We start from the raw sequence: 21495 nt of genomic DNA, 5'->3' as shown, positions 1-21495 counted from the left end.
ATAGAGTGCCTTGAACTCGTCGAGCTCGCTGGCGTCGGTAATGCGTGCGATGACCTCGCGCACGTCGTAAGGCTGCTTGGGATCGGCGGAGACGACGCCGTGCAGCTCGCCGGGATCGTAGCGGGGTGGCTGCGGCTCGCGCACCGTCAGCTCGCAGCGCTTGCGAGCGTTAAGATGGCGGACGATGCGTCGCGTGATCCCGAGCGCATGGGCATCGTTGAGCGCGTAGTGATCCGCGACGCCGGAGGTCCGCGCATGCACCTCCGCGCCGCCGAGCTCCTCGGCACTGACCTCCTCGCCGGTAGCGGCTCGCACCAGGGGTGGGCCGCCGAGGAATATCGTGCCTTGATTGCGCACGATGACGCTCTCATCGGCCATTGCCGGCACATAAGCGCCGCCGGACGTGCACGAGCCCATGACCACGGCAATCTGCGGGATCCCCGCGGCCGATAGGTTGGCCTGATTGTAGAAAATGCGTCCGAAGTGCTCGCGATCCGGAAATACCTCGTCCTGACTGGGCAGATGAGCCCCGCCGGAGTCCACGAGGTAAATGCAGGGCAGGCGGTTCTGGGCGGCGATCTCCTGGGCGCGAAGGTGCTTTTTGACGGTCAGCGGGTAATACGTGCCGCCCTTAACGGTGGCGTCGTTGGCGACCACCATGCATTCGCGGCCGGCGATCCGGCCGATACCGGTGATGATACCGGCGGCGGGAATGGCCTCGCTGTAGACGCCGTGAGCCGCAAGCTGCGAGAGCTCCAGGAACGGCGACCCCGGATCCAGCAGCACCCGGATGCGGTCGCGCGGCAGCAGCTTGCCGCGGTCGAGATGGCGGCGGCGGGCCGTGTCACTGCCCCCGTGCTTGACTTGTTGGACTTGGGCGCGCAAATCCTCGGTCAGTGCGGTCATTGCGGCGCGGTTGCGGCGAAACTGCGCGGAGCCCGTATGGATTTTGCTGTGAATGACGCCCATGCCCTTTGTGCTCCGGTACCCCTTGCCGGCGAGCCGCGGCCGTCAACTGCTACGCGGACTCCTGAAAGAGCTCGCGGCCGATCAGTACGCGCCGGATCTCGGATGTTCCGGCGCCGATTTCGTAGAGTTTGGCATCGCGCAGCAGGCGTCCCACGGGATACTCGTTGATGTATCCGTTGCCGCCCAGCACCTGAATGGCCTCCAGCGCCATCTGCGTGGCGCGCTCCGCGGCATAGAGGATCGACCCGGCCGCGTCCTTGCGCGTGACATCACCGCGATCGCAGGCCGCCCCCACGGCATAGACATAAGCTTTGCAGGCGTGCAGATGGGTGTACATGTCAGCGAGCTTGGCCTGGATGAGCTGGAACTCGCCGATGGGCTGGCCGAACTGCTGCCGCTCGTGGGTATAGGGCAGAGCCACGTCCAGGCACGCCTGCATGATCCCCAAGGGGCCGGCGGCCAGAACGGCCCGCTCGTAGTCGAGCCCGCTCATCAGTACCCCAACGCCCGCGTTCTCCTCGCCGAGCACATTTTGCGCCGGCACCTCGCAATCATCGAATACCAGCTCGCAGGTATCGGAGCCACGCATGCCGAGCTTGTCGAGTTTCTGCGCCGTGGCGAAGCCTTTGAAACCCCGCTCCACGATGAAGGCCGTGATGCCCTTGGCGTTCGCCTCGGAGTCGGTCTTGGCATACACCACCAAGGTATCGGCTTGCGGTCCGTTGGTGGTCCACATCTTCGTGCCGTTGAGGCGGTAGCGGTCCCCCTGCTTCTCGGCGCGCAGTCGCATGGCGACGACATCCGAACCGGCGCCCGGTTCGCTCATGGCAAGCGCGCCGACGTGCTCGCCGCTGAGCAGCCTGGGCAGGTGCGCGCGTTTTTGGTCCGGCGTGCCGTGCCGGCGGATTTGATTGACGCAGAGATTGGAGTGAGCCGCGTAGGACAGGCCGACCGATGCCGAGGCGCGGCTGATCTCCTCCATGGCGACGATTTGCGCGAGATAGCCCATGGCGCTGCCGCCGTAGCCCTCCTCGACGGTGATGCCGAGCAGCCCGATCTCGCCCATTTTGGGCCACAGCGCGCGCGGGAATTCATTGGTGCGGTCTATGGCCTCGGCACGGGGTGCGATCTCGTTCACCGCGAGTTCCCGCACGGACTCACGGAGGATATCGATCTCCTCTCCGAGCGCGAAGTTCAGACCGGGCAAATCCATGGGATATCTCCCTGTGATGACGGATCCTCTCGCCTGTCAGTCGCGGTGCGTGATGCGAGCCCCGGGCGCTTTCCCGAGCCCCTCGAAAACCAGGGCCACGGGTGTCGACCTAGGGGATGGCAGCCCGTTCGGCCGGCCACCCGGCACCGCTCAGGCATCGAGCGGCGCCGTGCGCCTTGCGTCCTGCGCCGCTTGCTTGCGCTCCAGGAGCGATCGGCAGCGTCGTTCGGATTCCTCCAGCTCGGCAAGCGCATCGTCGACGTCCTGGCGTCGACGCAGCAGCATCTGACGTCTCTCGCCGAGCAGCGCGAGGTAACGCTCGAGTCGGCGCTCCTCGCCCTGGACAAGCTCATAGAGCTCGAAGAGCTCCTTGATTTCGGCGAGCGACATGCCCAGTCGCCTGCCGCGCAGGATCAGCTTCAGACGCGCGCGCTCGCCGCGGCGATAAAGCCGTCGTTGTCCGATGCGCCGCGGCGCCAGCAGACCCTGGTGCTCGTAGAAGCGTATCGCCCGAGCCGTCACGCCGAATTCCGTGGCCAGCTCGCCGATGGTGTAGGTGGTGTTCACCGAATGGATGTTGCTCTGGTTGTGCCTTGACTTTGGTTGTACATTGATAATTGTCGTTTACGTAAACGTTAATGTACAGAATGACAGACCGCCGATCGTGAACGACGCTCAAGTTGCATTGAGGGGTTCAAAACGCGGGCCGGCACCACCGCGGCTGAAACGCTCGCTAGCGCTTGGAATCCTGCGTAAGGATCGCAGGGCTCGGTGCTCCGTCGGTCGGAGCGTTCAAGGAGCCCGTGGCGTCAAGGCAATTCGCCCGGCCAGGAAAGTGGGAGAATCATTCATGGGCTATCGGGACATTCTGGTATTTGTCGATGAGAGCACGCAGAACGCGCAGCGCCTCGACGTCGCCATCGAGCTTGCGCAACGTACCGACGCGCACGTGATCGGGCTCGCCGTGACATCGGCCGTGCTGCTGCCCGAGTTCTCCTCCGATTTTTTCCCGCAGGACCTCGTCCGTCGTCAGCGGGAAGCCGCCCATGAGCGCGGCGAGCGGCTGCGTCAGGCCTTCGAGGAGCGTGCGGCACGCGACGGCGTGAGTAGCGAATGGCGTGCCGTGGAGCCACTGACCCCCGCCGCCGTCGCCGAAGAGGTGGCGATGCATGCGCGCTATGCCGACATCGCCGTGATCGGTCAGATCGACCCGGAAAACACTGACATGGGGCTCGCGGGAGATTTCCCGGGGCTCGTGGCCCTCATGTCGGGTCGGCCGGTGTTGGCCATGCCCCGCACGTGGGGCGCCTACCCGATCGGCCGGCGGGTGTTGGCGGCATGGAACGGCAGCCGGGAGGCGACCCGCGCACTGCACGATGCGTTACCGCTGCTGCGAGCGGCGGAGGAAGTGCGCATCCTGGCCTTGACGCCCAAGGGTGCCGCGCAAGGGAGTAGCGATCTCGGCGCTGCTGACATCGCCGCGCACCTCACACGCCACGGCGTCTCGGCGCAGGCCGAGCAAGCGGTGCTCGACAATACGCGGATTGGCGCGGCCCTGCTTACGAGCGCCGCGGGGTTCCGGGCCGATCTGATCGTCATGGGCGCCTACGGACGTTCCCGGATGCGTGAGATCATCCTGGGCGGCGCCAGCCGCAGTGTCCTGCGGGACATGACGCTGCCGGTGCTGATGGCACATTAAACGGATACCCCGCCGCCCGGAAGAGCGTTTACAGATCCGTCAAGGGATTCGGCCGAAGCTCCGGGGGTGGAAGGAAGTAGGCCTCGACGCTTGCCTCGCTCACCGCCGCGAGCGTCGAGGGCTGCCATTGCGGGTTGCCGCTGCGATCGATGAGCCGTGCCCGAATGCCTTCGGCAAAGTCATGTTGACGGGTGAAGTGCACCGACATGACGAGTTCCCGCATGAATGCCTCTTTCAGCGAGAGCAGGCGGCCCCGGCGATACTGCTCGAAGATCACCCGCGCCGAGGTGGGCGAGCCCTCGCTCACGGCTTTGGCGGCGCTCGCGAGCCAACCGTCATCGCCCTCATGGCGCTGCAGCTTCGCCACGAGGGTGTCGAGGTGGTACTGATCGGTTATCTCATCGATCACATGCCGGTGCGCAAGCACATTGGATGACGGGCACGCGCTGCGGCTCACCTCGGCGAAGCGGCGCAACAGCGCGGAGAGGCGGGTGCGGTTGCACTCGGTATCCTCGCTCCAGTCCGCGGCGCAAAGGGCGCTTTCGAGCTCGCCGCGTTGCTCGGCGCGGATGAAGAAATCGGCGAGACCGACGTAGAGCGCGTCGCCGGCGTTCATTGCGGCTCCGGTGAGCCCCAGGAACAATCCGACCCGAGCCGGCATGCGATTGAGAAACCAAGTGCCGCCGATGTCGGGGTAGAGTCCGATCGTGATTTCCGGCATGGCAATGTGCGAGGCCTCGGTGACCACACGATGGCTCGCGCCTGCCATCAAACCCAGCCCGCCCCCCATCACGATGCCGTGCCCCCAGCAGAGTACCGGTTTGGGGTAGGTGTGGATCTGGTAGTCAAGACGGTATTCGGTCTCGAAGAAGCGTTCCGCCACCGGGTTCGGACCGCCGGGGCAGGCGCGCATGGACTCATACAGGCCGATCACATCGCCGCCGGCGCAGAAGGCCTTCGCGCCGCTGCCCTCGAGCACCACGCAGGCGAGTGCCGGGTCCCGTGCCCAAGCGGTGAGCTTTGGGCGCAGCAGATCGATCATGGCCTGGCTGAGGGCGTTGAGCGAACGCTCGGCGTTCAGTCGGGCGACACCGAGCTTACGGCCGTTAGCGGTGGGGCGTTCCTCGAAGGTGACGGGCTGATCGCGCATGGCACTTCCTGCTCTTGCGACACCGGCACGGTTTTGTTCGCAAATCGATGCGGCCGCGCACGGGCCTGCCCGGGCCACCTGAAATGAGGCAAACGATCCGGACGCAGCCCATACGCGAGCACTGTGCGGCGCATGATACCTGCAGAACGGGCGGGAGAGCATCACCGCCAGGCTGCGGTTCGTCCGTCTTTCGCCCAAGCAAGTCCATGCCGTATGCCGTATCAGATATCACCGCTGTGGATGGGCGGGTTCTGATCGGGATCACCCGAAGGAGCCGGCGCAGCGCTTTAACCGCCGCAGGGAAGCCGGCGACAAAAGGCGGCGTTGCAGTGCTGCATCGAAACGGGTATCACCGAAAAATCGAGAACATACGAATTTGACCGCCCAGCTACGATGTTCTGTTTGCGCTAGCGCGCGGCATAACGGGGGTGTGCTATCTATGATAAATTCGGCATGGCCTTACGATGTGTGACAGGTAGGCAACGTGGCGCCGGCGCTCGATTGAGCCAGGTACCCGTCAACGGGTGCTCGTCGAATACAAACACTTCAATAAAGGGCTTAGGCGCGCAATGACGCTTTTCAATGAAAAACCGGTGACCCTTCGAGCGTTTTTACGCCCTGACTTTGCGTTCCCCCTGAGTCCGGCAGGTTCGTGAGATGCGCGGGCAATACGCGATCATACTAGGGTTGCTGGCGATCGTCGTTTGCGCCGGGCTGGCGGGTTTCGCCATGGGCTCGAGGTGGCAGGTGGCGGTCAGCGCGCCGGTGGCCGCCTCGCCGCGTGAGCTAATCGATTACCTGGCCGATTTTCGAACGTGGCGGCAGTGGAGTGTGTGGAACACGCAGCGTTTTCCCGGCTCGGAATTCTCCTATCGGGGGGATGCCGGCAGCGCCGACGCCGAGCAGGTATGGAAGATGGGGCCCAAAACCACCGTGTGGCACTTGCTCCAGGTCGAGCCCCATGAGTTGAGCTATTGGCGGCAGACCAACGATGGCCCTGCGCGCCGCGGCCGTTTCCAGGCCGAAGCCGCGTCGGGCGGCAGTCGCCTGACCTGGACCGTATCGGGGGATACCGGGTTCAATCCCTACGACCGGCTCATTGCCTGGTACTACAGCGAGACCATGCGCGGCCAGATGAGCACCGCCTTGCAAGGGATACAGCAGCACTTCGAGGGCGCCTCAGGTTCGCGCTGAGCGCGCGCGTTTTCCTTTCGAGCCGGCTCGGCGGGAGCACAATGCCAATGCGTGCGCTCAGCGGATTTCCTCGGTGGCGCCCTCCATTAGCATACGCCGTGCGATGATCACCCGCATGATCTCATTGGTCCCCTCGAGAATCCGGTGCACGCGCGTGTCGCGCACGTGGCGCTCGAGGGGGTACTCGCGAATGTAGCCGTAGCCCCCATAGAGCTGCAGGGCGTCATCGCAGACGCGAAAGCCGATGTCCGTGGCGAGGCGCTTCGCCATGGCGCAGTACGTGGTGGCATCCGGATCGCGCCGATCCAGCTTCCAGGCCGCGAGGCGCACCAGCTGCCGGGCGGCCACCAGCTCCGTGGCCATGTCGGCGAACTTGAACTGCAGGGCCTGAAACTCGGCGAGGGCACGACCAAACTGACGGCGTTGCTGCAAATGGCCGCGGGCGGCCTCCAAAGCCGTCTGCGCGGTGCCCACCGAGCAGGTGGCAATATTGACCCGGCCACCGTCCAGCCCCTGCATGGCGATCTTGAAGCCCTCACCTTCGCCACCCAGCCGGTAGTCGAGGGGAACGCGGACGTCCTCGAATGTAATGGACCGTGTCGGCTGGCTGTTCCAGCCCATCTTCGCCTCCTTGCGTCCATAGCTCACGCCGGCGCTGTCGGCCGGCACGGCAAAGGCGGTGACGCCTTTTGCCCCCGCTTCTCCGGTGCGGGCCATGACCAGCAGCAACTCGGTGGCGCCCGCTCCGGAGCTGAAGACCTTGCTGCCGTTGATGCGGTAGTGCTGCCCGCTGCGATGCGCGGTGGTCTGCAGCGAGGCGGCGTCGGAGCCGGCGCCCGGTTCGGTGAGACAGTAGCTCGCGAGCTTGCGGGAAGCGCTGAGATCCGCTCCCCAGTCCGTCTTGAGCGCGTCGCTGCCCCAGGTGGCGATCATCCAGGTCGCCATGTTATGGATCGTCATATAGGCGGCCGTCGACGTGCATCCCGCGGCGAGCTCCTCGAATATGAAGGTGGCGTCCAGCCGCGAGAGTCCCAGGCCGCCCATGGCTTCAGGCGTGTAGATGGCACAGAAGCCCAGCTCGCCCGCGAGAGCGATGGTCTCCCTCGGGAAGAGGCATTCCGCGTCCCAGCGCGCCGCATTGGGCATCAGCTCGCGGCGCGCGAAATCCCGCGCGGCATTCTGGAAGGCGGTCTGATCTTCGGTGGGTGCGAACTCCATGCCGGTAGTCCTCCGATTCTGGTGCTCCGGGCAACATACGGAAATCGCGCCGCGAAAGAGGCGGCAACCGGCGGCGGGTAATCCTGGACGAGGTGGTTGGGTGCCACCGGGCGCTATCTCAGCGTAGGCTGATGGTCATGTTGGGGCCGTCCTCCGCTTCGATGTCCGTTTCGAACCATCGCTCGATCACCGTCTTGGTCTCGGTGTAGAAGCGCACCGCATCCTTGCCATAGGCATGCAGGTCTCCGTAAAAAGAGCCCTTGCTGCCGGTGAAGGAGAAGAAGGGTAAGGGCACCGGGATCGGAAGATTGACCCCGATCTGGCCGACCTCGATTTCTTGGCGGTATTTGCGGGCAGCGGCCCCGGAAGCGGTGAAAATAGAGGTGCCGTTGCCATAGGGGTTGCTGTTGACCAGCGCGATCGCCTCGTCGAGCGTATCGACATGCATCACGGCGAGCACGGGTCCGAAAATCTCCTCTTGATAGCACCCCATGGCGGGCGTGACCTCGTCGATCAGCGTGGGACCGATCCAGTTTCCGTCCGGGAAGCCCTCGACGCTGTAGCTGCGCCCGTCAAGGAGTATCTTGGCGCCTTCTCGTGCGGCCTCGCCTACGATCTGTACAACGCGCGCCTTGGCACGGCGGCTGATCAGTGGCCCGTAGGCGGCGCTGGGATCCGATGCCGGGCCCGGCCGGATCCGAACCATCGCCGAGCGCAACTCCTCGACCCACGCCCGCGTCTGTCTGCCCACCAGCACGGCCACCGAGATGGCCATGCAACGCTGCCCGGCGGCACCGCAGGCGGCGCCCACCAAGTGTTCGATCACCTGCTGCTTATCGGCGTCGGGCATCACCACCATGTGGTTTTTGGCGCCGACCATGCATTGCACGCGCTTTAGGTGTGCCGTGGCGGTGCGATAGATGTGCTGGCCGGTAGCGGGTGAGCCGACGAAGGAAACCGCGCGAATATCGGGGTGCTCGAGCAAAATGTCGACCTGCCGTTTATCGCCGTGAATGATCTGCAGCAATCCCGGCGGAAATCCGGCCTGCCCAAAGAGCTCGGCCAGGCACATCGGTGTGAGCGGGTCTTGCTCTGAGGGTTTGAGCACGAAAGCGTTGCCGCAGCCGATCGCCAGGGGAAACATCCAAAGCGGGATCATCGCCGGGAAATTGAAGGGTGTGATACCCGCGCAGACCCCCAACGGTTGCCGCCAGCTGGTGGTGTCCATCTTGGCGGCGACGTTCGCGAGCGTCTCCCCCATCAGATGCGTGGGCAGGCCCATGGCATGCTCAACGACCTCGATACCGCGCCACACTTCGCCGTTGGCGTCGGTAAGCGTTTTGCCGGTTTCCTCGGCGAGCGTCTCGGCGATTGCCTCCCGATGCGCCTTGAGCAGCTCCTGGTAGCGCATCAGATAGCGCGCCCGCTCGGGCACGGCCACTTCTCGCCACTGCCGTTGGGCGGCCTTGGCGGAGGCGATCGCCCGTTCGATTTCCGCCTCCAGTGTCACCGGGCACTCGGCGATCACCTTGTTGGTAGCCGGGTCCGTGACCGCGAGCCACTCCTCGGCCTCACTGTCCGTGAACTGACCGTCGAAGAAAAGGGGAACCTTCTTTGGCATGATCTCACCCCTGAGCGACCGCTGCCGGCGTGTGGCGCGCTCGCGACTGGAGCGCGTGGCGGCGTCACTTCGCGGGTGGTCGTATACTTAGTCTAATTACGTTTACGTTAACGTCAATCAATGCGGCCCAAGCCGCTGTTGACGGCGGTCACTGGGGATGCCACTCGCACGGGGGGGGCGCTGACGGATGCAAGTCGACGGCAATGTGTTCCTGGTCACCGGCGGGGCTTCCGGGCTCGGTGAGGCGACCGCGCGGCGGTTGGCGGCCCATGGCGGCCGGCTGGTGGTGGCGGACATCAATGCGAGCGCGGCGCAGTCATTGGCGGAGGAACTCGGTAAGCGCGCACGCGCCGCCGCGGTCGACGTGACTCGGGCCGAGCCGATGCGGCAGGCTGTAACCCGCGCGGTGCAGACGTTCGGCGGGCTGCACGGACTCGTCAACTGCGCGGGTACGGTGGTGGGATGCAAGGTCGTCGGACGGGACGGCGAGCCCCATCCCCTCGACCTCTTTGCCAGGACGGTTGAAATCAATCTGGTGGGTACCTTCAATGCAATCCGCCTCGCGGCAAGCGCCATGGCGCAAGGACACGCCGGGGCGGAGGGCGAGCGCGGTGTTATCATCAATACCGCGTCGGTGGCGGCCTACGATGGGCAAATCGGTCAGGCCGCGTATGCGGCTTCCAAAGCGGGTATCGCGGGCATGACCTTGCCGCTTGCGCGCGAGCTCGCCGCGCACGGTATTCGGGTGGTGACGATCGCGCCTGGCGTGTTTGAAACGCCCATGATGGCGGGTTTGCCCGAGGCCGTGAGTACGGCGCTCGGGCAACAGACCCCGTTTCCACCCCGGCTCGGGCACCCGCATGAGTTCGCGGCGCTCGCCGAACATATTATCGAGAACACGATGTTGAACGGGGAAGTCATTCGTCTCGACGGCGCCCTGCGCATGCCGGCACGCTAGGCACGGCTTTGCGCTATGGGCCCGCGATGGGAGTCGGACGTGGTTGTCGGTTGGCGGCGCCCGTGCAAGGGCGCTCGCGGCAGGCCGAGCGGAGTCGACGATTCGGGAGTCCACACGAGGAGTGGGAGTTCTCATGAAGGTGTTGGTACCGGTCAAGCGCGTGATCGACTACAACGTCAAGGTACGGGTAAAGGCGGACGGCAGCGGCGTGGAGACAGCCAATGTGAAAATGTCGATGAACCCGTTTGACGAGCTCGCCGTGGAGGAGGCGATCCGGCTGCAGGAAGCGGGGCACGTCGAGTCGATCGTTGCCGTCTCCATCGGCGGGCCGGCGTGTCGCGAGACCCTGCGCACGGCGCTTGCGATGGGCGCGGACCGCGCGCTGCTGATCACTACGGAAACGGAGCTCCAGCCGTTGGATGTGGCCAAGGTGCTCAAGGCCGTGGTGGCGCAGGAGGCCCCCCAAATGGTGATCATGGGCAAGCAGGCGATCGACGACGATTGCAACCAGACAGGTCAGATGCTGGCCGCCTTGCTGGGCTGGGGGCAGGGAACCTTTGCTTGCGCGGTGGCGCTCGCCGGGGACTCGGTGACCGTAACCCGCGAGATCGACGGCGGCAACCAGACCGTGCGGTTGAAGCTGCCGGCGGTCGTAACCGCTGATCTGCGACTCAATGAGCCACGCTACATCAAGCTGCCCAACATCATGAAAGCAAAGAAAAAACCGTTGGAGAGCATGAGCGTCGAGGAGCTGGGTGTCGAGGTCGTGCCGCGGCTCAGGACGCTGCGGGTGAGCGAGCCGCCGCCGCGGCGCGGCGGGGTGAAAGTGGCCAGTGTCGCCGAGCTGGTGGATAAGCTGCACAACGAAGCGAGGGTGCTCTGAGATGAGTGTTTTGGTCGTCGCCGAGCACGACAACGTGAGGCTATCCGATACGACATTGGCGACCCTTACCGCCGCCGCCCGCCTTGGCGACGACGTGCAGGTGCTCGTCGTCGGCCACGATTGTCGTGATGTGGCCGAGCAAGCGGGGCAGGTGCACGGGGTGAGCAAGGTGCGTCACTGCGACGCCGCGCACTACGCGCGGCCCACAGCCGAGGATCTCGCCGCCTTGGTGGCGGATCTCGCCACTGGCTATACCCACGTTCTGGCGCCGGCGAGCACCTTCGGCAAAAACTTTTTGCCCCGGGTGGCCGCTCAGTTGGATGTGGCGATGATCTCGGACATTGTCCATATCGAGGGACCGGATTGTTTCGTGCGACCGATCTACGCCGGCAACGCCTTGGTCACGGTGCAGTCGACGGATGCGATCAAGATCGTGAGCGTTCGCAGCACGGCATTCGATGCCGCGCCGAGGACAGACGGCGCGGTCGCGATCGAGGGGCTCGAGGCCAAGCCGCACAGCGGGCTCTCGGAGGTGCTTGCCGAGGAGTTGACCCACTCCGAGCGCCCGGAGTTGACGGCGGCCGAAATCGTTGTCTCCGGCGGGCGCGGCATGGGCAGTGCGGAGGGCTTCCGCTTGCTCGAGGAGATCGCCGACCGCCTGGGCGCGGCGATCGGAGCCTCGCGTGCGGCGGTGGACGCCGGCTATGTGCCCAACGACTATCAGGTGGGGCAAACAGGCAAGGTCGTCGCGCCCAAGCTCTATATCGCCGTGGGTATTTCCGGCGCCATTCAGCACCTCGCGGGGATGAAGGACGCGAAGGTGGTGGTGGCGATCAACAAGGACGAGGCGGCGCCAATCATGGAAGTGGCCGATTACGCGCTGGTGGCCGACCTGTTTCAGGCGCTGCCCGAGCTCGCGGCGGAGCTCGAACGGGTATTGGGGGACTGCCGCGCGGCCGCTAATCGCTTGCCTGGCGGCGTATTTTGTTATTAAAGTCACATAATGATCACAACGTCCCCAAAAAACGAGCGACGCGATAGCGATCGACGCCACCGCCGCAGCTGGGGCAGCCGTCATTTCTGGCTCGGTGGTCGCCGCTTCGGCCCGCGACGAGCGGATGAGTCCGGCGGCTGGTACACGGACGTTTACGGTCCCGGCGTGGCCGCGAACGTGGTTATCGTGATGACCGGCTGCGTCATGGACGCGTTGCTGACCTTGTCTCTGCTCGAAAAGGGCGCTGTCGAGGTCAACCCGCTCATGGCTTTGGCGCTGCTGTTCGGCGTAAGGCAATTCGTGCTGCTCAAGGTGGTGCTGACCGGGCTGTGTTTGCTATTGCTCACGGTGCACCATCGATTTTTGCTCTATCGACGGCTGCGAGTACATCAGTTGCTTGCTTGCCTCGCGTTCGCCTACCTGACTTTGCTGCTCTATGAGTTGGGGCTGATGCGATGGGTCTATTGAGCGCTCAGCGCCGCGAGCCCACCATGGTCAGCGACACCGAGTCGGCAAAGCGCAGCGCATGAGGCTTGTCCACCTCGACCGTAGCGCGCTGCACCCCGTCGAAGTCGAGCACTCGGTTCAAAACGTCAAAGACCAGTTTCTCCAGCAGCAGAAATCGATTGTTCTCCACCAAGGCGATGACCTGCTTGGTGATTGCCCGGTAGTTCAAGGCATGCTCGACGGCGTCGCAGCTCGCTGCCGCCCGGCCGTCGTAGTCGACGCGAATGCTGATGACCACATCCTGTAACTTGGTCTGCTCCTCTTCATTCAGCCCGATGTAGGTGCGCAACCGCAGATTCTTGATGTGAATTTGTGAGTGATCAAACGAGATCTCGCGCGGCGCCATACCCAATGCTTCCTCAACCCTCTTGCGCCTCGTGCTCAGCGCGACTGGTAACTCCGGAGCCGCAGGCATCGACCGGTGGCACCGCCCGGCGGAAGGCAGGGGGCCCCGAGGTGCCGGGCGCCGGCCGGCTAGCATAGCGCCAGTCGCAGTGCCTGTCAGCTCTGACCGGTGCTTTGATTGGCGGCACTGGCGCCGGGGGTCAGCCCGCGTATCAAACCGAGCCATTTCCTCGCCGAGCTCTGTAGCGTTTCCGGTATTTGGCACTGGCCGCGCCGATCCTCTATGCGGATGCGAATCCGCTCCTGGTACACCGGCGTCCATCCATCGCTTACGCAATAGACACTTTCCAGGACCAACAGATCGTCCTCGACCCGCTCCAGGAGCTGGGTAACGGCTACCACATCCCCCGGGCGCAAGTTCAACGACGTGGATCGCGTGAGATCGCAGATCCTCAGTTGTAGCCCTTGCTTGGCAAGGCTCTCGGTATGAGCGCCCAATTGCTCCAGGAAACGCCGTCGCGCCGAGCCACGCAGCTGATCCAGGACGGCAGGGGCGAATTGGCCATCGGTCAAGTCGTCCGGCACGATCGTAAACGTCTGCAGATAGTGATAGGCGTTGCCGTGCATGCGCTCGTGCTTCCTTATCTGAAATGGGATATGCGATGAGCTGACCGGGACTGGAGTGACACTCGCTGGCGAGCGGTTGATTTGCGCTTCGGCAGCAGCGATATGAGGTTCATAGAGCGGCTACGCCTTACGCAAGAGGCCTTCGGGCAGGCGGTGCCCCGCGTCGGCTTTGTTATGATGGGTTTCGCGTCTCGGGGATCGTGTGGACGCGGGTGCTGCATCGATGTCCGTCCTCTTCTTGTAACGGAGGCTACATGAGCGTTGAGCAGGTCTCTGGTGTTGACGATGCGCCAAGCGCTGCCGAGACGGTGGCGCGAGTGATTGCCACTCGGCGTTCCATCAATCAGTTTCAGCCCGAGGCGCCGCCGCGGGGAATCGTCCACCGCGGCCTGGAACTCGCCCGCTGGGCACCGAATCACCATTTGACGGAGCCTTGGCATTTCTACCTTCTGGGCCCGGAGACCAAACAGGCGGTGGTCGAGCTCAATGCGGAATTGGCCGCGGCCGCCAACGGCCCTGAGAGCGGGGAGGCCAAACGCCGGCGTTGGGCCGCCATCCCCGGCTGGCTGGCGGTGACCTGCGACCAGAGCACGGACGCGCTGCGTGCGCGGGAGGACTATGCGGCATGTGCCTGCGCTATTCATAACTTGGCACTGTATCTCTGGAGCGAAGGCATCGGCGTGAAATGGACCACAGGAGCCGTGACGCGCGAGCGGCGGTTCTACGACCTGCTCTGGATCGATCCCGAGCTGGAAACGCTGGTCGGGTTGCTCTGGTACGGCTATCCGGCCGAGTCGCCGCACTCGCGCCGCCGCCCGGTAGGCCACAGCTTGGTCGAGCTCCCCTAAAGATACTGATATAGCATCATGCGGACTCCTTTCCACGTCTTTTACGGTAGCAGCAATGCGAGCACCGTGGAGGCTCGCCCGATGGAGGGCACATGGCCGCACACGGCAGCGGGAGGATTTGTGCGCTGGAATTGGTTGCCATGGAAATTTCTGCTGCGTCGCGCGGCCCGCGCGCATGGTTTTCTCGATCCGGTCGCACTGCTGGCGCGCCTGCAGCGCTTTGCTCAGCCCTCCGAAGTTCACGAGCCCGTTGAGCTGTTGCGCGCGGGTGTTGTATTCCACGCGCGCGGTTTGATCAATGCGCGGGTGATTCAGCATAATTTGGATTGGATCTGGCCCTATTGGATCGAGCGGCAGTTCGATCCCCACGATGCCTCGTTTCTGCCCCGCGCTTTCTCCATCACGCACGTCAACCTCACCCACCGTAACTGGACGGCTCTCGGGGTGCCGAGCTGCCCCGATCTCCCCATCGTCGATCCCAAAGGGCTGGTGACCCCTTTTCACGACGGTTGGTCGCTGGACGCCTGGGTGCTCGGGAGCGACGGCTTGGCGCTGTATCCGAGCCGCGTGGGGACGTCCGAGCAACGCATGCAAATGGACAAGGAGTTGACGGTTATCACCGACAGCCGCAGCGGGGGGCTGCATCTTCTCGCCGAGCTGCGCGTGGAATTGCGCGATGGAATCCCGACCCTGAACGCGCGCTACACCGGCTATGCGCCGGAGGGCGGCCGCCTCGCCATCGCCCTGCGGCCTTACAATCCCGAAGGCATCAGTTTCATCCATCGAGTGGCACTAACCGAATCGCGCAGTGAATGGTCTATCGAAGATCGGCCCAGCGTTCATTTCAGCGAACCCATCGAACGCCATAGCGCATCGGATTACCGACACGGCGATGTCGCCACCCGTGTGCCCGGGCAGGCGGACTCGGCGAGCGTGGATTGCGACGTGGGTCTGGCGAGCGCGGCGGCGCTGTTCGCCTTGCCGGCGGGCACGCAGCGAAGCGTCGATGTCAGCGTTCCCCTCGCGACGGAGCGGGTTCAAACGGGTGCCGCGCTTTCCTGGTCGGATGCGCTCGCTGACTGCGCACGGTTGGAAGTACCGGAGACCCGGCATCGTTTTCTCTATGACGCGGCGCTGCGCACGCTCGTGCTGCACACGGTGGAGGACGTCTACCCCGGCCCCTATACTTACAAGCGCTTCTGGTTCCGCGACGCCGCGTTCATAATCAACGCGCTGCTCACGGCGGGGCTGACCGCACGTGCCGAGCGCGCGCTGGCGCGCTTCCCGCAACGGCAAAATCCGGCAACCGGCTATTTCCACAGCCAGGAAGGTGAATGGGACTCCAACGGGCAGGCGCTGTGGAGTTTGCTGCGCTATCAGGAGATGACCGGGCGGACGCTGCCGGAGTCTTGGCTGCGCAGCATGCGCAAGGGCGCGCGATGGATTATCCGCAAGCGCTTGCCGGAGGGTCGCGGCGAGCCGCACGACGGCCTGCTGCCCGCCGGATTCAGCGCGGAGCATTTGGGTCCGAACGACTATTATTACTGGGACGATTTTTGGGCGGTCGCCGGCCTCAAGGCCGCCGTGACGCTGTGTGAGGGGGCCGGGCGCTCGCACGATGCCATTCGCTTTGCCACAGAGGCGCAGGCACTGGAGCGCGTCATCGCAAGGTGCCTGCAGCGCGACGAGCAGCGTCTCGGACGTCCGGCGATGCCGGCCTCGCCTTACCGTCGCCTCGACCCTGGAGCCGTGGGGTCGCTCGCCGCGGGCTATCCTTTGCAAGCTTGTGCGGCGGATGACCGCCGTTTGCTCGGCACCGTGGAATGGCTGCTGGAGCGGTGCATGGTAAACGGCGGGTTCTTCCAGGACATGGTGCACTCCGGAATCAATGCCTATCTTACGTTGCACATCGCGCAGGTGCTGTTGCGGGCGGGCGATGCGCGGTGTATATCGCTGCTCGACACCGTGGCCGAGCTCGCCAGTAGCACCGGTCAATGGCCCGAGGCGATCCATCCCCGCACGCTGGGGGGCTGCATGGGCGATGGCCAGCATGTCTGGGCGGCGGCGGAATGGGTGATGATGATCCGCAACGGCTTTGTCCGCGAGGAAGGCGAACGCCTCGTCCTGGCGGGCGGGGTGCCGCCGCGCTGGCTGGACTCGGGCGAGCGGCTGGCGTTCGGACCGGCTCCCACCCGGTTTGGAACCGTCTCTGTCAGTATCGGTCCTACACAGGAGGGGCAAAGAATTCCTGTGCGCTGGGAGGCGCAGTGGCGCGTGCGCCCGCAGGCGATCGTGGTGGCGCCGCTTGGGGGGGAGGTCGTGACCGCCGCGGCGGAGGATGCCGAAGTGTATCTGCGACGGAGGTGCACTGCATGAACATCGTCATGATGACCAACACCTACCTACCGCATGTGGGCGGTGTTGCGCGCTCCGTGGATGCTTTCACGCGCGCTTACCGCAAGCGGGGGCACCGAGTGCTGGTCGTCGCCCCGGCTTTCCCCGATACACCCGAGGAGGAAGAAGACGTCGTTCGCATACCGGCGATTCAGAACTTCAATGGTAGTGATTTTTCGGTGATGCTGCCGATTCCCGGCTATCTGGATTCCGCCCTCGAGCGATTCCAGCCGGAGATCGTCCACAGTCACCATCCCTTTCTCGTCGGAACGGCGGCGTTGCGCGCCGCCTCTTTGCGCGGCTGCCCGATCGTATTCACCCACCACACCATGTACGAGCAGTACACGCATTACGTTCCGGGTGATTCGCCCGCTTTGCAACGCTTCGTGGTCCACCTCTCCACAAGTTATGCGAATCTCTGCGATCGGGTGTTCGCGCCGAGCGAGAGCATCGCCGAGGTGCTCAAGCGCCGCGGCGTGCGTGTGCCGGTGGAGGTGATACCGACGGGCGTGGTGCTCGAGCAGTTCAGCCGCGGCGACGGCGCGTCCTGGCGGCAACGCCTCGGTATTCCCCGTGAGGCGTTCGTGATCGGGCATGTAGGGCGCCTGGCGCCGGAGAAGAACCTGCATTTCCTGGCTCAGGCCGTGGCATGCGCGATGCGCGGTCGTCGCGACGTGCATTTTCTCGCCGTCGGCGCCGGCCCCTCGGCGAGTGAAATCCAGCGCGTGTTCGAGGCGGCCGGGCTGGCCGATCGTCTGCACCTGCCGGGGGCTTTGGTGATGCCCGAGCTGGCCGATGCCTACCACGCCATGGACGTGTTCGCCTTCGCCTCGCTCAGCGAAACGCAAGGGATGGTGCTAGCGGAAGCCATGGCCGCGGCGCTGCCAGTCGTTGCCGTCGACGCGCCTGGTGCCCGGGAAGTCGTGGTGGACGGTTTTAATGGCTACTTGTTGCCGACGGTCGATGTAGCGGCCTTCGCTGGTGCACTGCGCGGCGTCATGGCTCTGAATCGGCAACAGCGCATGGCCTGGACGGAGGCAGTGGCGAATACTGCTCGGCGCTACGCCATGGAGCGCTCCGTGGAGGCCGCCTTGCGGGTCTATCGGACGCTTCGCGCGAAGCAGGGGGAGCGCGGCGCTGAGGCCCATGAGCATTGGCACGCCAATATCCGTCGGATCAAGGCTGAGTGGGAGCTGCTCAAGGGGGTTGCACAGGCGGCGGGCGCGGCGGCCTCGGGCCGCAACCAGCGTCGCCGGGATGCGCTCTGAGTGGCTTGGGGCGACCGCGCCGTGGCTCTCCTCGAAGGCTGCTCCCAGGGGGCGACGTCGGGTGATCCGGCAAACACTACCGGCGTATCGACGACCAATACAGGAAAAAATCCCCGCTGACGAGGAGGGATGATCAACAAGCACGACAGCGGACCGAGGCCTTGCGAGATCCGTCCGGTGGCCCAGGCGTCGATGCCCTCGGCCTGGGGCGAGTTCACCCTTCATGGTTTCGAGCAGGTTGCTACCGGCAGTGAGCACGTCGCCTTGGTCATGGGCGATCCGGCCGGTGACACGCCTGTGCTGACGCGCGTTCATTCCGAGTGTCTGACCGGCGATGCGTTATTCAGCCACCGTTGCGATTGTGGCGCGCAGCTTGCAATGGCGCTGCAGCGCATCGGTGAGGCCGGGCGGGGCGTGCTCGTGTATCTGCGCCAGGAAGGTCGCGGGATCGGATTGCTCAACAAGATTCGGGCCTATCGATTGCAGGACGAGCAGGGAATCGATACCGCCGAGGCCAATGAGGCGCTCGGTTTTGCCGCGGATGGGCGCGAGTACGCGCTGGCGGGCGCAATGTTGCGCAGCCTCGGTGTCTCGCGGGTGCGTTTGATGACCAACAATCCGCGCAAGATGGAAGGCCTGAGGCGTGTCGGGCTCGAGATCGTGGAACGCCTGCCGTTGCTTGCCGGCCGTAATGCGCACAATCATGCTTACCTGGCCGCCAAGGCGCTCAAGTTCGGTCACTTGTTCGAGTGATTCGCAACGTCATTGCTTAGAGGCGGCCGTGCCGGTCACCACTGGCTTTCGACCTTGCCCGCCGGCTTGCCGCTACGCAGCGCGGTCGGGTTGACCGAAAAAGGGATCACGTCGACGCCGGTCAGCAAACGTGCCGCCGCAATGCAGCTCAGGCCGAACGGGAGGTAGCCGCTATAGCCGAGCAACGGCATGGCGAACAGATGCAAACGATCCACGTAGGCAATGCTGTAGCTCCAACGGGCGAGACTCTGCCAATTCCACAGTTCCCAGAGCAATCCGCAGGCCAGTCCCGCGAGTGCGGCGAGCCACGGCGCCGCCCAGTCGCCGCGGGCGAGCGGAGTCAGCAAGGAACGCTGTCCGGCAAGCCCTTGCAGGGCAGTGATGACGACCAGCGGCGCGAGCCAGGCGACCGGATAGAACCAGTCCGGGTAAACCGCCATCAATGCCAGCGCGGTCACCGCCGCCGCCAGGGTGAGCACGCCGACGTAGCGCGGGGCTCGCGGCGGTCGCCACCAGCAATCGAGCCCCCGGGTCAGCGGGGCAAAGGTGGCGAGGAAGTCGCGCGTGCTGACTACGGCGGGGAGCACCGTTGAAAACGGCAGGCTCTTCGAGAGGACGACGAGAGCGGTGGGGGCGGTCTCGTTGGCCCCGTGATAGTGCCAGTTGCCAATAAACTGATTGAGATACTCGAACAGCCACCAAAACGCCGTGCTGGCGGGAAACAGCAGGAGCAAACGCCACGGCGCGTCGGTGAGCAGGCAGCGCCCGGCGCGTTGACGCGTCAGGGCATTGATCAGTACCACGTAGCCGAGCCACAGTCCGGTGAAGGAATGCCGGCGGATGGGCGTCGCGGTCGGAATCGCGCCCCAGGCAATGCCCCAGGCGACGAGCAGTAAGAGAGCGCCGAGCCAGCCCCACCAGGGAAAGGCGCCCGTGGCCTGCGTCCGGTAGCCGGAGGGGGCGCCGCTGGCGAGGCGGTAGAGAAACGGTGCGAGTACGAGGGCGAGGGCCAAGGCATAGCCCCAGAAAACCGGCCAGGAGAACTCGGCGTGGGCAATTGCGGGCGCTTCGAAGGGAAACTCCCAGTAGCTTGAGATGCCCTCGCCGAGTGCCAGCCGGCCGAGGCTCGGGGGCACCATGATCAAAAACGTCGCCAGCAGCACCAGCGCGAACCGAACAATCCCTTTCACGACTCGTGCTCGATGATCCATCGCCTCAGCTCCGGCACTCGGTTCGTAAAAATTAGGGGCGGTTTTTCTTCAAGCCGTCGTCGACATCCCGTCGGTCAGGGGCTGCAACCGCTGACCGGTCCAAATCACGCTGACTACACTTAACCGTAGGCGTGCACGGCAGCGAAGCCGTTGCCCGTCCGCGCCTGAATGGATCCGCAGACCCAATCTGAAAAGGAGATCGTACCTTATGTCGAGCAGCGCCTATAAAGTGGTCGAGGTCATCGGGACCAGCGAGAGCTCCTGGGAGGAAGCGGCGCGTAACGCCGTCGAGACCGCCGCCCAATCGATTAAGCATATGCGCGTGGCGGAGGTCAAGGAATTGGACATGACGGTCAGTGAGGACGGCCGTGTGATGACCTTCCGAGCGAAGGTAAGCCTGTCATTCAAGTACACCCCCGGAGGCTGAGCATCAGCGATGCCGTTGGCCCGGTCCGGCGCAGGCCGGGCCAACGCGCGCGTGATTCCATACCTCGCCGCTTCTGCCGGAATCTTCAGTGGCATGCCCGGATTTTTCGCAAACCGGGGTGTCGATACCGCCGACCACACGCCCTGCGTCTCCCGCCTCAGGTTCCCGTGGCGGCGCGATGAGCCGCCGCCACGGTGGACGCCATGCCAGCTCCGGCAGAACGTCCAACGTCTCGTTGCATAACGGCAACAAATCAAATATCTAGGTTATACAGTTAAATATAAATATTATTTCATGTTGCATCGCTGATATTTTGGTTGTATGTTCACGACAGAAGTCAATGTTTGGGGCGAGATTACCACGCTCGCGAAGGCTTCTGTTGTGCTTGTGCGACAAATGGGCAAGCCTATTTTATCGATTTACGCAGTTGCATCGGCGCCCGTTGCTGGGGACGGGCGTAGAGGAGGGAATAACGAATGGCAAAGTTAAAAGCATTAACCACGGGTGCGCTGGGGGCACTCGGCGCGGCGGCGCTGCTCTCGGGCACCGCGCAGGCCCGAAATATCGGGCAGGAATTGCTCGATGCCGCCGTGGGGGGCAAGGTCGACCTCACGCTGCGCTCGCGTTTCGAGCATGTGGATGATGACGCCTTTATCTCGGGTACGAACCAACGTGTTGATGACGCCAATGCGTTCACGCTGCGCAGCGTGCTGGGCTACGAGACCGGGCGCTTCTACGGTTTCGGGTTCTACGGCTCGCTGGTCGACGTCACCGCCTTCGGCGGCGAGGCCTATAACAGCACGGTCAACGACAAGGACACTAAAGCGGTGGTGGCCGACCCGCAGACCACTGAGACCAGTCAGGTCTACATGAGCTATAAGGTGCCGCCCGGCGGCTACGGGGCGGACCCGAATCACTATTTGGACGGGCTTGAGTTCCGCTACGGGCGCCAGCAGATCACCTTCCAGAACCATCGCTGGATCGGTAACGTGGTCTGGCGCCAGAAGTTCCAGATGTACGATGGCGCGCGGGTGCATTACAAGTCGGACCGCTTCGGGGTCGACTTCAACTACGCCTACATCTACAACGTCAATCAGATTTTCACCGAGCGCAGCAACATCGCCGACTGGGGAATGAACAGCCACATCATCAACCTCGATCTGGACCTCGGGCGCTACACGCCCGTGCCGGCCCACCTGATCGGCTATGCGTTGCT

General features: G+C 64.3%; 21 protein-coding genes. 12 read left to right on the top strand and 9 right to left on the bottom strand.

What is annotated here, in order from left to right; genetic code table 11:
* The 3 genes from AC52Q4_RS06660 to AC52Q4_RS06650 form a co-directional block, all read right to left on the bottom strand.
* Positions 1 to 969: carboxyl transferase domain-containing protein (locus AC52Q4_RS06660; protein ID WP_495536021.1), on the bottom strand; the 969-nt coding region annotated here is incomplete at its 3' end.
* Positions 970 to 1018: 49 nt separating this feature from the next.
* Positions 1019 to 2182: an isovaleryl-CoA dehydrogenase gene (locus AC52Q4_RS06655; protein ID WP_495536020.1), complete on the bottom strand. Its 1164-nt coding sequence runs from the start codon at positions 2180 to 2182 to the stop codon at positions 1019 to 1021.
* A 150-nt stretch (positions 2183 to 2332) separates the two neighbouring features.
* A complete protein-coding gene (locus AC52Q4_RS06650; protein ID WP_495536019.1) occupies positions 2333 to 2749 on the bottom strand; it encodes a MerR family transcriptional regulator in 417 nt (138 codons plus the stop codon).
* A gap of 283 nt (positions 2750 to 3032) precedes the next feature.
* Here AC52Q4_RS06650 and AC52Q4_RS06645 point away from each other — a divergent pair, with 283 nt between their 5' ends.
* Complete coding sequence (locus AC52Q4_RS06645; RefSeq protein WP_495536018.1) at positions 3033 to 3881, top strand: universal stress protein; 849 nt, start codon at positions 3033 to 3035, stop codon at positions 3879 to 3881.
* A 28-nt stretch (positions 3882 to 3909) separates the two neighbouring features.
* On the opposite strand, the gene AC52Q4_RS06640 is transcribed toward AC52Q4_RS06645, so the two are convergent.
* Positions 3910 to 5031 (bottom strand): enoyl-CoA hydratase/isomerase family protein, encoded by a 1122-nt coding sequence (locus AC52Q4_RS06640; RefSeq protein ID WP_495536017.1) that lies wholly within the window; start codon positions 5029 to 5031, stop codon positions 3910 to 3912.
* A 657-nt stretch (positions 5032 to 5688) separates the two neighbouring features.
* Between AC52Q4_RS06640 and AC52Q4_RS06635 the strand changes: the two genes are divergently transcribed.
* Positions 5689 to 6225, top strand: coding sequence for an SRPBCC family protein (locus AC52Q4_RS06635; RefSeq protein ID WP_495536016.1), 537 nt, complete (start codon positions 5689 to 5691; stop codon positions 6223 to 6225).
* 57 nt (positions 6226 to 6282) lie between these two features.
* Here the strand turns inward: AC52Q4_RS06635 and AC52Q4_RS06630 are convergent, their stop codons facing one another.
* A complete protein-coding gene (locus AC52Q4_RS06630; RefSeq protein ID WP_495536015.1) occupies positions 6283 to 7443 on the bottom strand; it encodes an acyl-CoA dehydrogenase family protein in 1161 nt (386 codons plus the stop codon).
* Between the two features lie 118 nt (positions 7444 to 7561).
* Complete coding sequence (locus tag AC52Q4_RS06625; protein WP_495536014.1) at positions 7562 to 9064, bottom strand: CoA-acylating methylmalonate-semialdehyde dehydrogenase; 1503 nt, start codon at positions 9062 to 9064, stop codon at positions 7562 to 7564.
* Positions 9065 to 9251: 187 nt separating this feature from the next.
* Here AC52Q4_RS06625 and AC52Q4_RS06620 point away from each other — a divergent pair, with 187 nt between their 5' ends.
* The 4 genes from AC52Q4_RS06620 to AC52Q4_RS06605 all read left to right on the top strand — a co-directional run bounded on the left by AC52Q4_RS06620 (position 9252) and on the right by AC52Q4_RS06605 (position 12367).
* Positions 9252 to 10022 (top strand): 3-hydroxyacyl-CoA dehydrogenase, encoded by a 771-nt coding sequence (locus AC52Q4_RS06620; protein ID WP_495536013.1) that lies wholly within the window; start codon positions 9252 to 9254, stop codon positions 10020 to 10022.
* A 133-nt stretch (positions 10023 to 10155) separates the two neighbouring features.
* Positions 10156 to 10905, top strand: a complete 750-nt coding sequence (locus AC52Q4_RS06615) for an electron transfer flavoprotein subunit beta/FixA family protein (protein WP_495536012.1) — start codon at positions 10156 to 10158, stop codon at positions 10903 to 10905.
* Position 10906: 1 nt separating this feature from the next.
* Entirely contained in the window at positions 10907 to 11899 is a 993-nt protein-coding gene (locus tag AC52Q4_RS06610; RefSeq protein ID WP_495536011.1) for an electron transfer flavoprotein subunit alpha/FixB family protein, read from the top strand.
* 9 nt (positions 11900 to 11908) lie between these two features.
* Entirely contained in the window at positions 11909 to 12367 is a 459-nt protein-coding gene (locus AC52Q4_RS06605; RefSeq protein WP_495536010.1) for a DUF5658 family protein, read from the top strand.
* A gap of 4 nt (positions 12368 to 12371) precedes the next feature.
* On the opposite strand, the gene folX is transcribed toward AC52Q4_RS06605, so the two are convergent.
* Positions 12372 to 12752 carry a dihydroneopterin triphosphate 2'-epimerase gene (gene folX, locus AC52Q4_RS06600; protein ID WP_495536009.1) on the bottom strand — a complete coding sequence of 127 codons (381 nt, stop codon included), beginning with the start codon at positions 12750 to 12752 and terminating at the stop codon, positions 12372 to 12374.
* Positions 12753 to 12907: 155 nt separating this feature from the next.
* Positions 12908 to 13378, bottom strand: a complete 471-nt coding sequence (locus AC52Q4_RS06595) for a hypothetical protein (RefSeq protein ID WP_495536008.1) — start codon at positions 13376 to 13378, stop codon at positions 12908 to 12910.
* Between the two features lie 254 nt (positions 13379 to 13632).
* Between AC52Q4_RS06595 and AC52Q4_RS06590 the strand changes: the two genes are divergently transcribed.
* The 4 genes from AC52Q4_RS06590 (at position 13633) to ribA (ending at position 18641) form a co-directional block, all read left to right on the top strand.
* On the top strand, positions 13633 to 14226 hold the full coding sequence (locus AC52Q4_RS06590) for a nitroreductase family protein (RefSeq protein ID WP_495536007.1): 594 nt from the start codon (positions 13633 to 13635) through the stop codon (positions 14224 to 14226).
* Positions 14227 to 14307: 81 nt separating this feature from the next.
* A complete protein-coding gene (locus tag AC52Q4_RS06585; protein ID WP_495536006.1) occupies positions 14308 to 16602 on the top strand; it encodes a glycoside hydrolase family 15 protein in 2295 nt (764 codons plus the stop codon).
* Entirely contained in the window at positions 16599 to 17888 is a 1290-nt protein-coding gene (locus AC52Q4_RS06580; protein WP_495536005.1) for a glycosyltransferase, read from the top strand. The genes AC52Q4_RS06585 and AC52Q4_RS06580 overlap by 4 nt, the downstream gene beginning before the upstream one ends.
* Before the next feature lie 129 nt (positions 17889 to 18017).
* On the top strand, positions 18018 to 18641 hold the full coding sequence (ribA, locus tag AC52Q4_RS06575; RefSeq protein WP_495536004.1) for a GTP cyclohydrolase II: 624 nt from the start codon (positions 18018 to 18020) through the stop codon (positions 18639 to 18641).
* A gap of 35 nt (positions 18642 to 18676) precedes the next feature.
* Here ribA and AC52Q4_RS06570 read toward each other — a convergent pair whose 3' ends face one another.
* The gene (locus tag AC52Q4_RS06570) at positions 18677 to 19831 is read right to left on the bottom strand and encodes a hypothetical protein (RefSeq protein WP_495536003.1); all 1155 of its coding nucleotides are present in this window, start codon (positions 19829 to 19831) and stop codon (positions 18677 to 18679) included.
* 229 nt (positions 19832 to 20060) lie between these two features.
* Here AC52Q4_RS06570 and AC52Q4_RS06565 point away from each other — a divergent pair, with 229 nt between their 5' ends.
* Together AC52Q4_RS06565 and AC52Q4_RS06560 are read left to right on the top strand one after the other, a co-directional pair.
* Complete coding sequence (locus tag AC52Q4_RS06565; RefSeq protein WP_495536002.1) at positions 20061 to 20279, top strand: dodecin family protein; 219 nt, start codon at positions 20061 to 20063, stop codon at positions 20277 to 20279.
* A 476-nt stretch (positions 20280 to 20755) separates the two neighbouring features.
* The coding region (locus AC52Q4_RS06560) for an alginate export family protein (protein WP_495536001.1) at positions 20756 to 21495 on the top strand (740 nt) is incomplete at its 3' end.

The sequence above is a fragment of the Nitrococcus sp. genome (genome assembly GCF_059432795.1).
Note: the sequence above shows the minus strand (reverse complement) of the source record. Positions and strands in the feature narration are given on the sequence as shown.

Coding starts and splice junctions, on each gene's coding strand:
- AC52Q4_RS06610 (WP_495536011.1), top strand. CDS start 10,907: ATGAGTGTTTTGGTCGTCGCCGAGCACGACAACGTGAGGCTATCCGAT.
- AC52Q4_RS06605 (WP_495536010.1), top strand. CDS start 11,909: ATGATCACAACGTCCCCAAAAAACGAGCGACGCGATAGCGATCGACGC.
- AC52Q4_RS06625 (WP_495536014.1), bottom strand. CDS start 9,064: ATGCCAAAGAAGGTTCCCCTTTTCTTCGACGGTCAGTTCACGGACAGT.
- folX (WP_495536009.1), bottom strand. CDS start 12,752: ATGGCGCCGCGCGAGATCTCGTTTGATCACTCACAAATTCACATCAAG.
- AC52Q4_RS06595 (WP_495536008.1), bottom strand. CDS start 13,378: ATGCACGGCAACGCCTATCACTATCTGCAGACGTTTACGATCGTGCCG.
- AC52Q4_RS06645 (WP_495536018.1), top strand. CDS start 3,033: ATGGGCTATCGGGACATTCTGGTATTTGTCGATGAGAGCACGCAGAAC.
- AC52Q4_RS06585 (WP_495536006.1), top strand. CDS start 14,308: ATGGAGGGCACATGGCCGCACACGGCAGCGGGAGGATTTGTGCGCTGG.
- AC52Q4_RS06655 (WP_495536020.1), bottom strand. CDS start 2,182: ATGGATTTGCCCGGTCTGAACTTCGCGCTCGGAGAGGAGATCGATATC.
- AC52Q4_RS06580 (WP_495536005.1), top strand. CDS start 16,599: ATGAACATCGTCATGATGACCAACACCTACCTACCGCATGTGGGCGGT.
- AC52Q4_RS06590 (WP_495536007.1), top strand. CDS start 13,633: ATGAGCGTTGAGCAGGTCTCTGGTGTTGACGATGCGCCAAGCGCTGCC.
- ribA (WP_495536004.1), top strand. CDS start 18,018: ATGATCAACAAGCACGACAGCGGACCGAGGCCTTGCGAGATCCGTCCG.
- AC52Q4_RS06565 (WP_495536002.1), top strand. CDS start 20,061: ATGTCGAGCAGCGCCTATAAAGTGGTCGAGGTCATCGGGACCAGCGAG.
- AC52Q4_RS06630 (WP_495536015.1), bottom strand. CDS start 7,443: ATGGAGTTCGCACCCACCGAAGATCAGACCGCCTTCCAGAATGCCGCG.
- AC52Q4_RS06640 (WP_495536017.1), bottom strand. CDS start 5,031: ATGCGCGATCAGCCCGTCACCTTCGAGGAACGCCCCACCGCTAACGGC.
- AC52Q4_RS06620 (WP_495536013.1), top strand. CDS start 9,252: ATGCAAGTCGACGGCAATGTGTTCCTGGTCACCGGCGGGGCTTCCGGG.
- AC52Q4_RS06635 (WP_495536016.1), top strand. CDS start 5,689: ATGCGCGGGCAATACGCGATCATACTAGGGTTGCTGGCGATCGTCGTT.
- AC52Q4_RS06615 (WP_495536012.1), top strand. CDS start 10,156: ATGAAGGTGTTGGTACCGGTCAAGCGCGTGATCGACTACAACGTCAAG.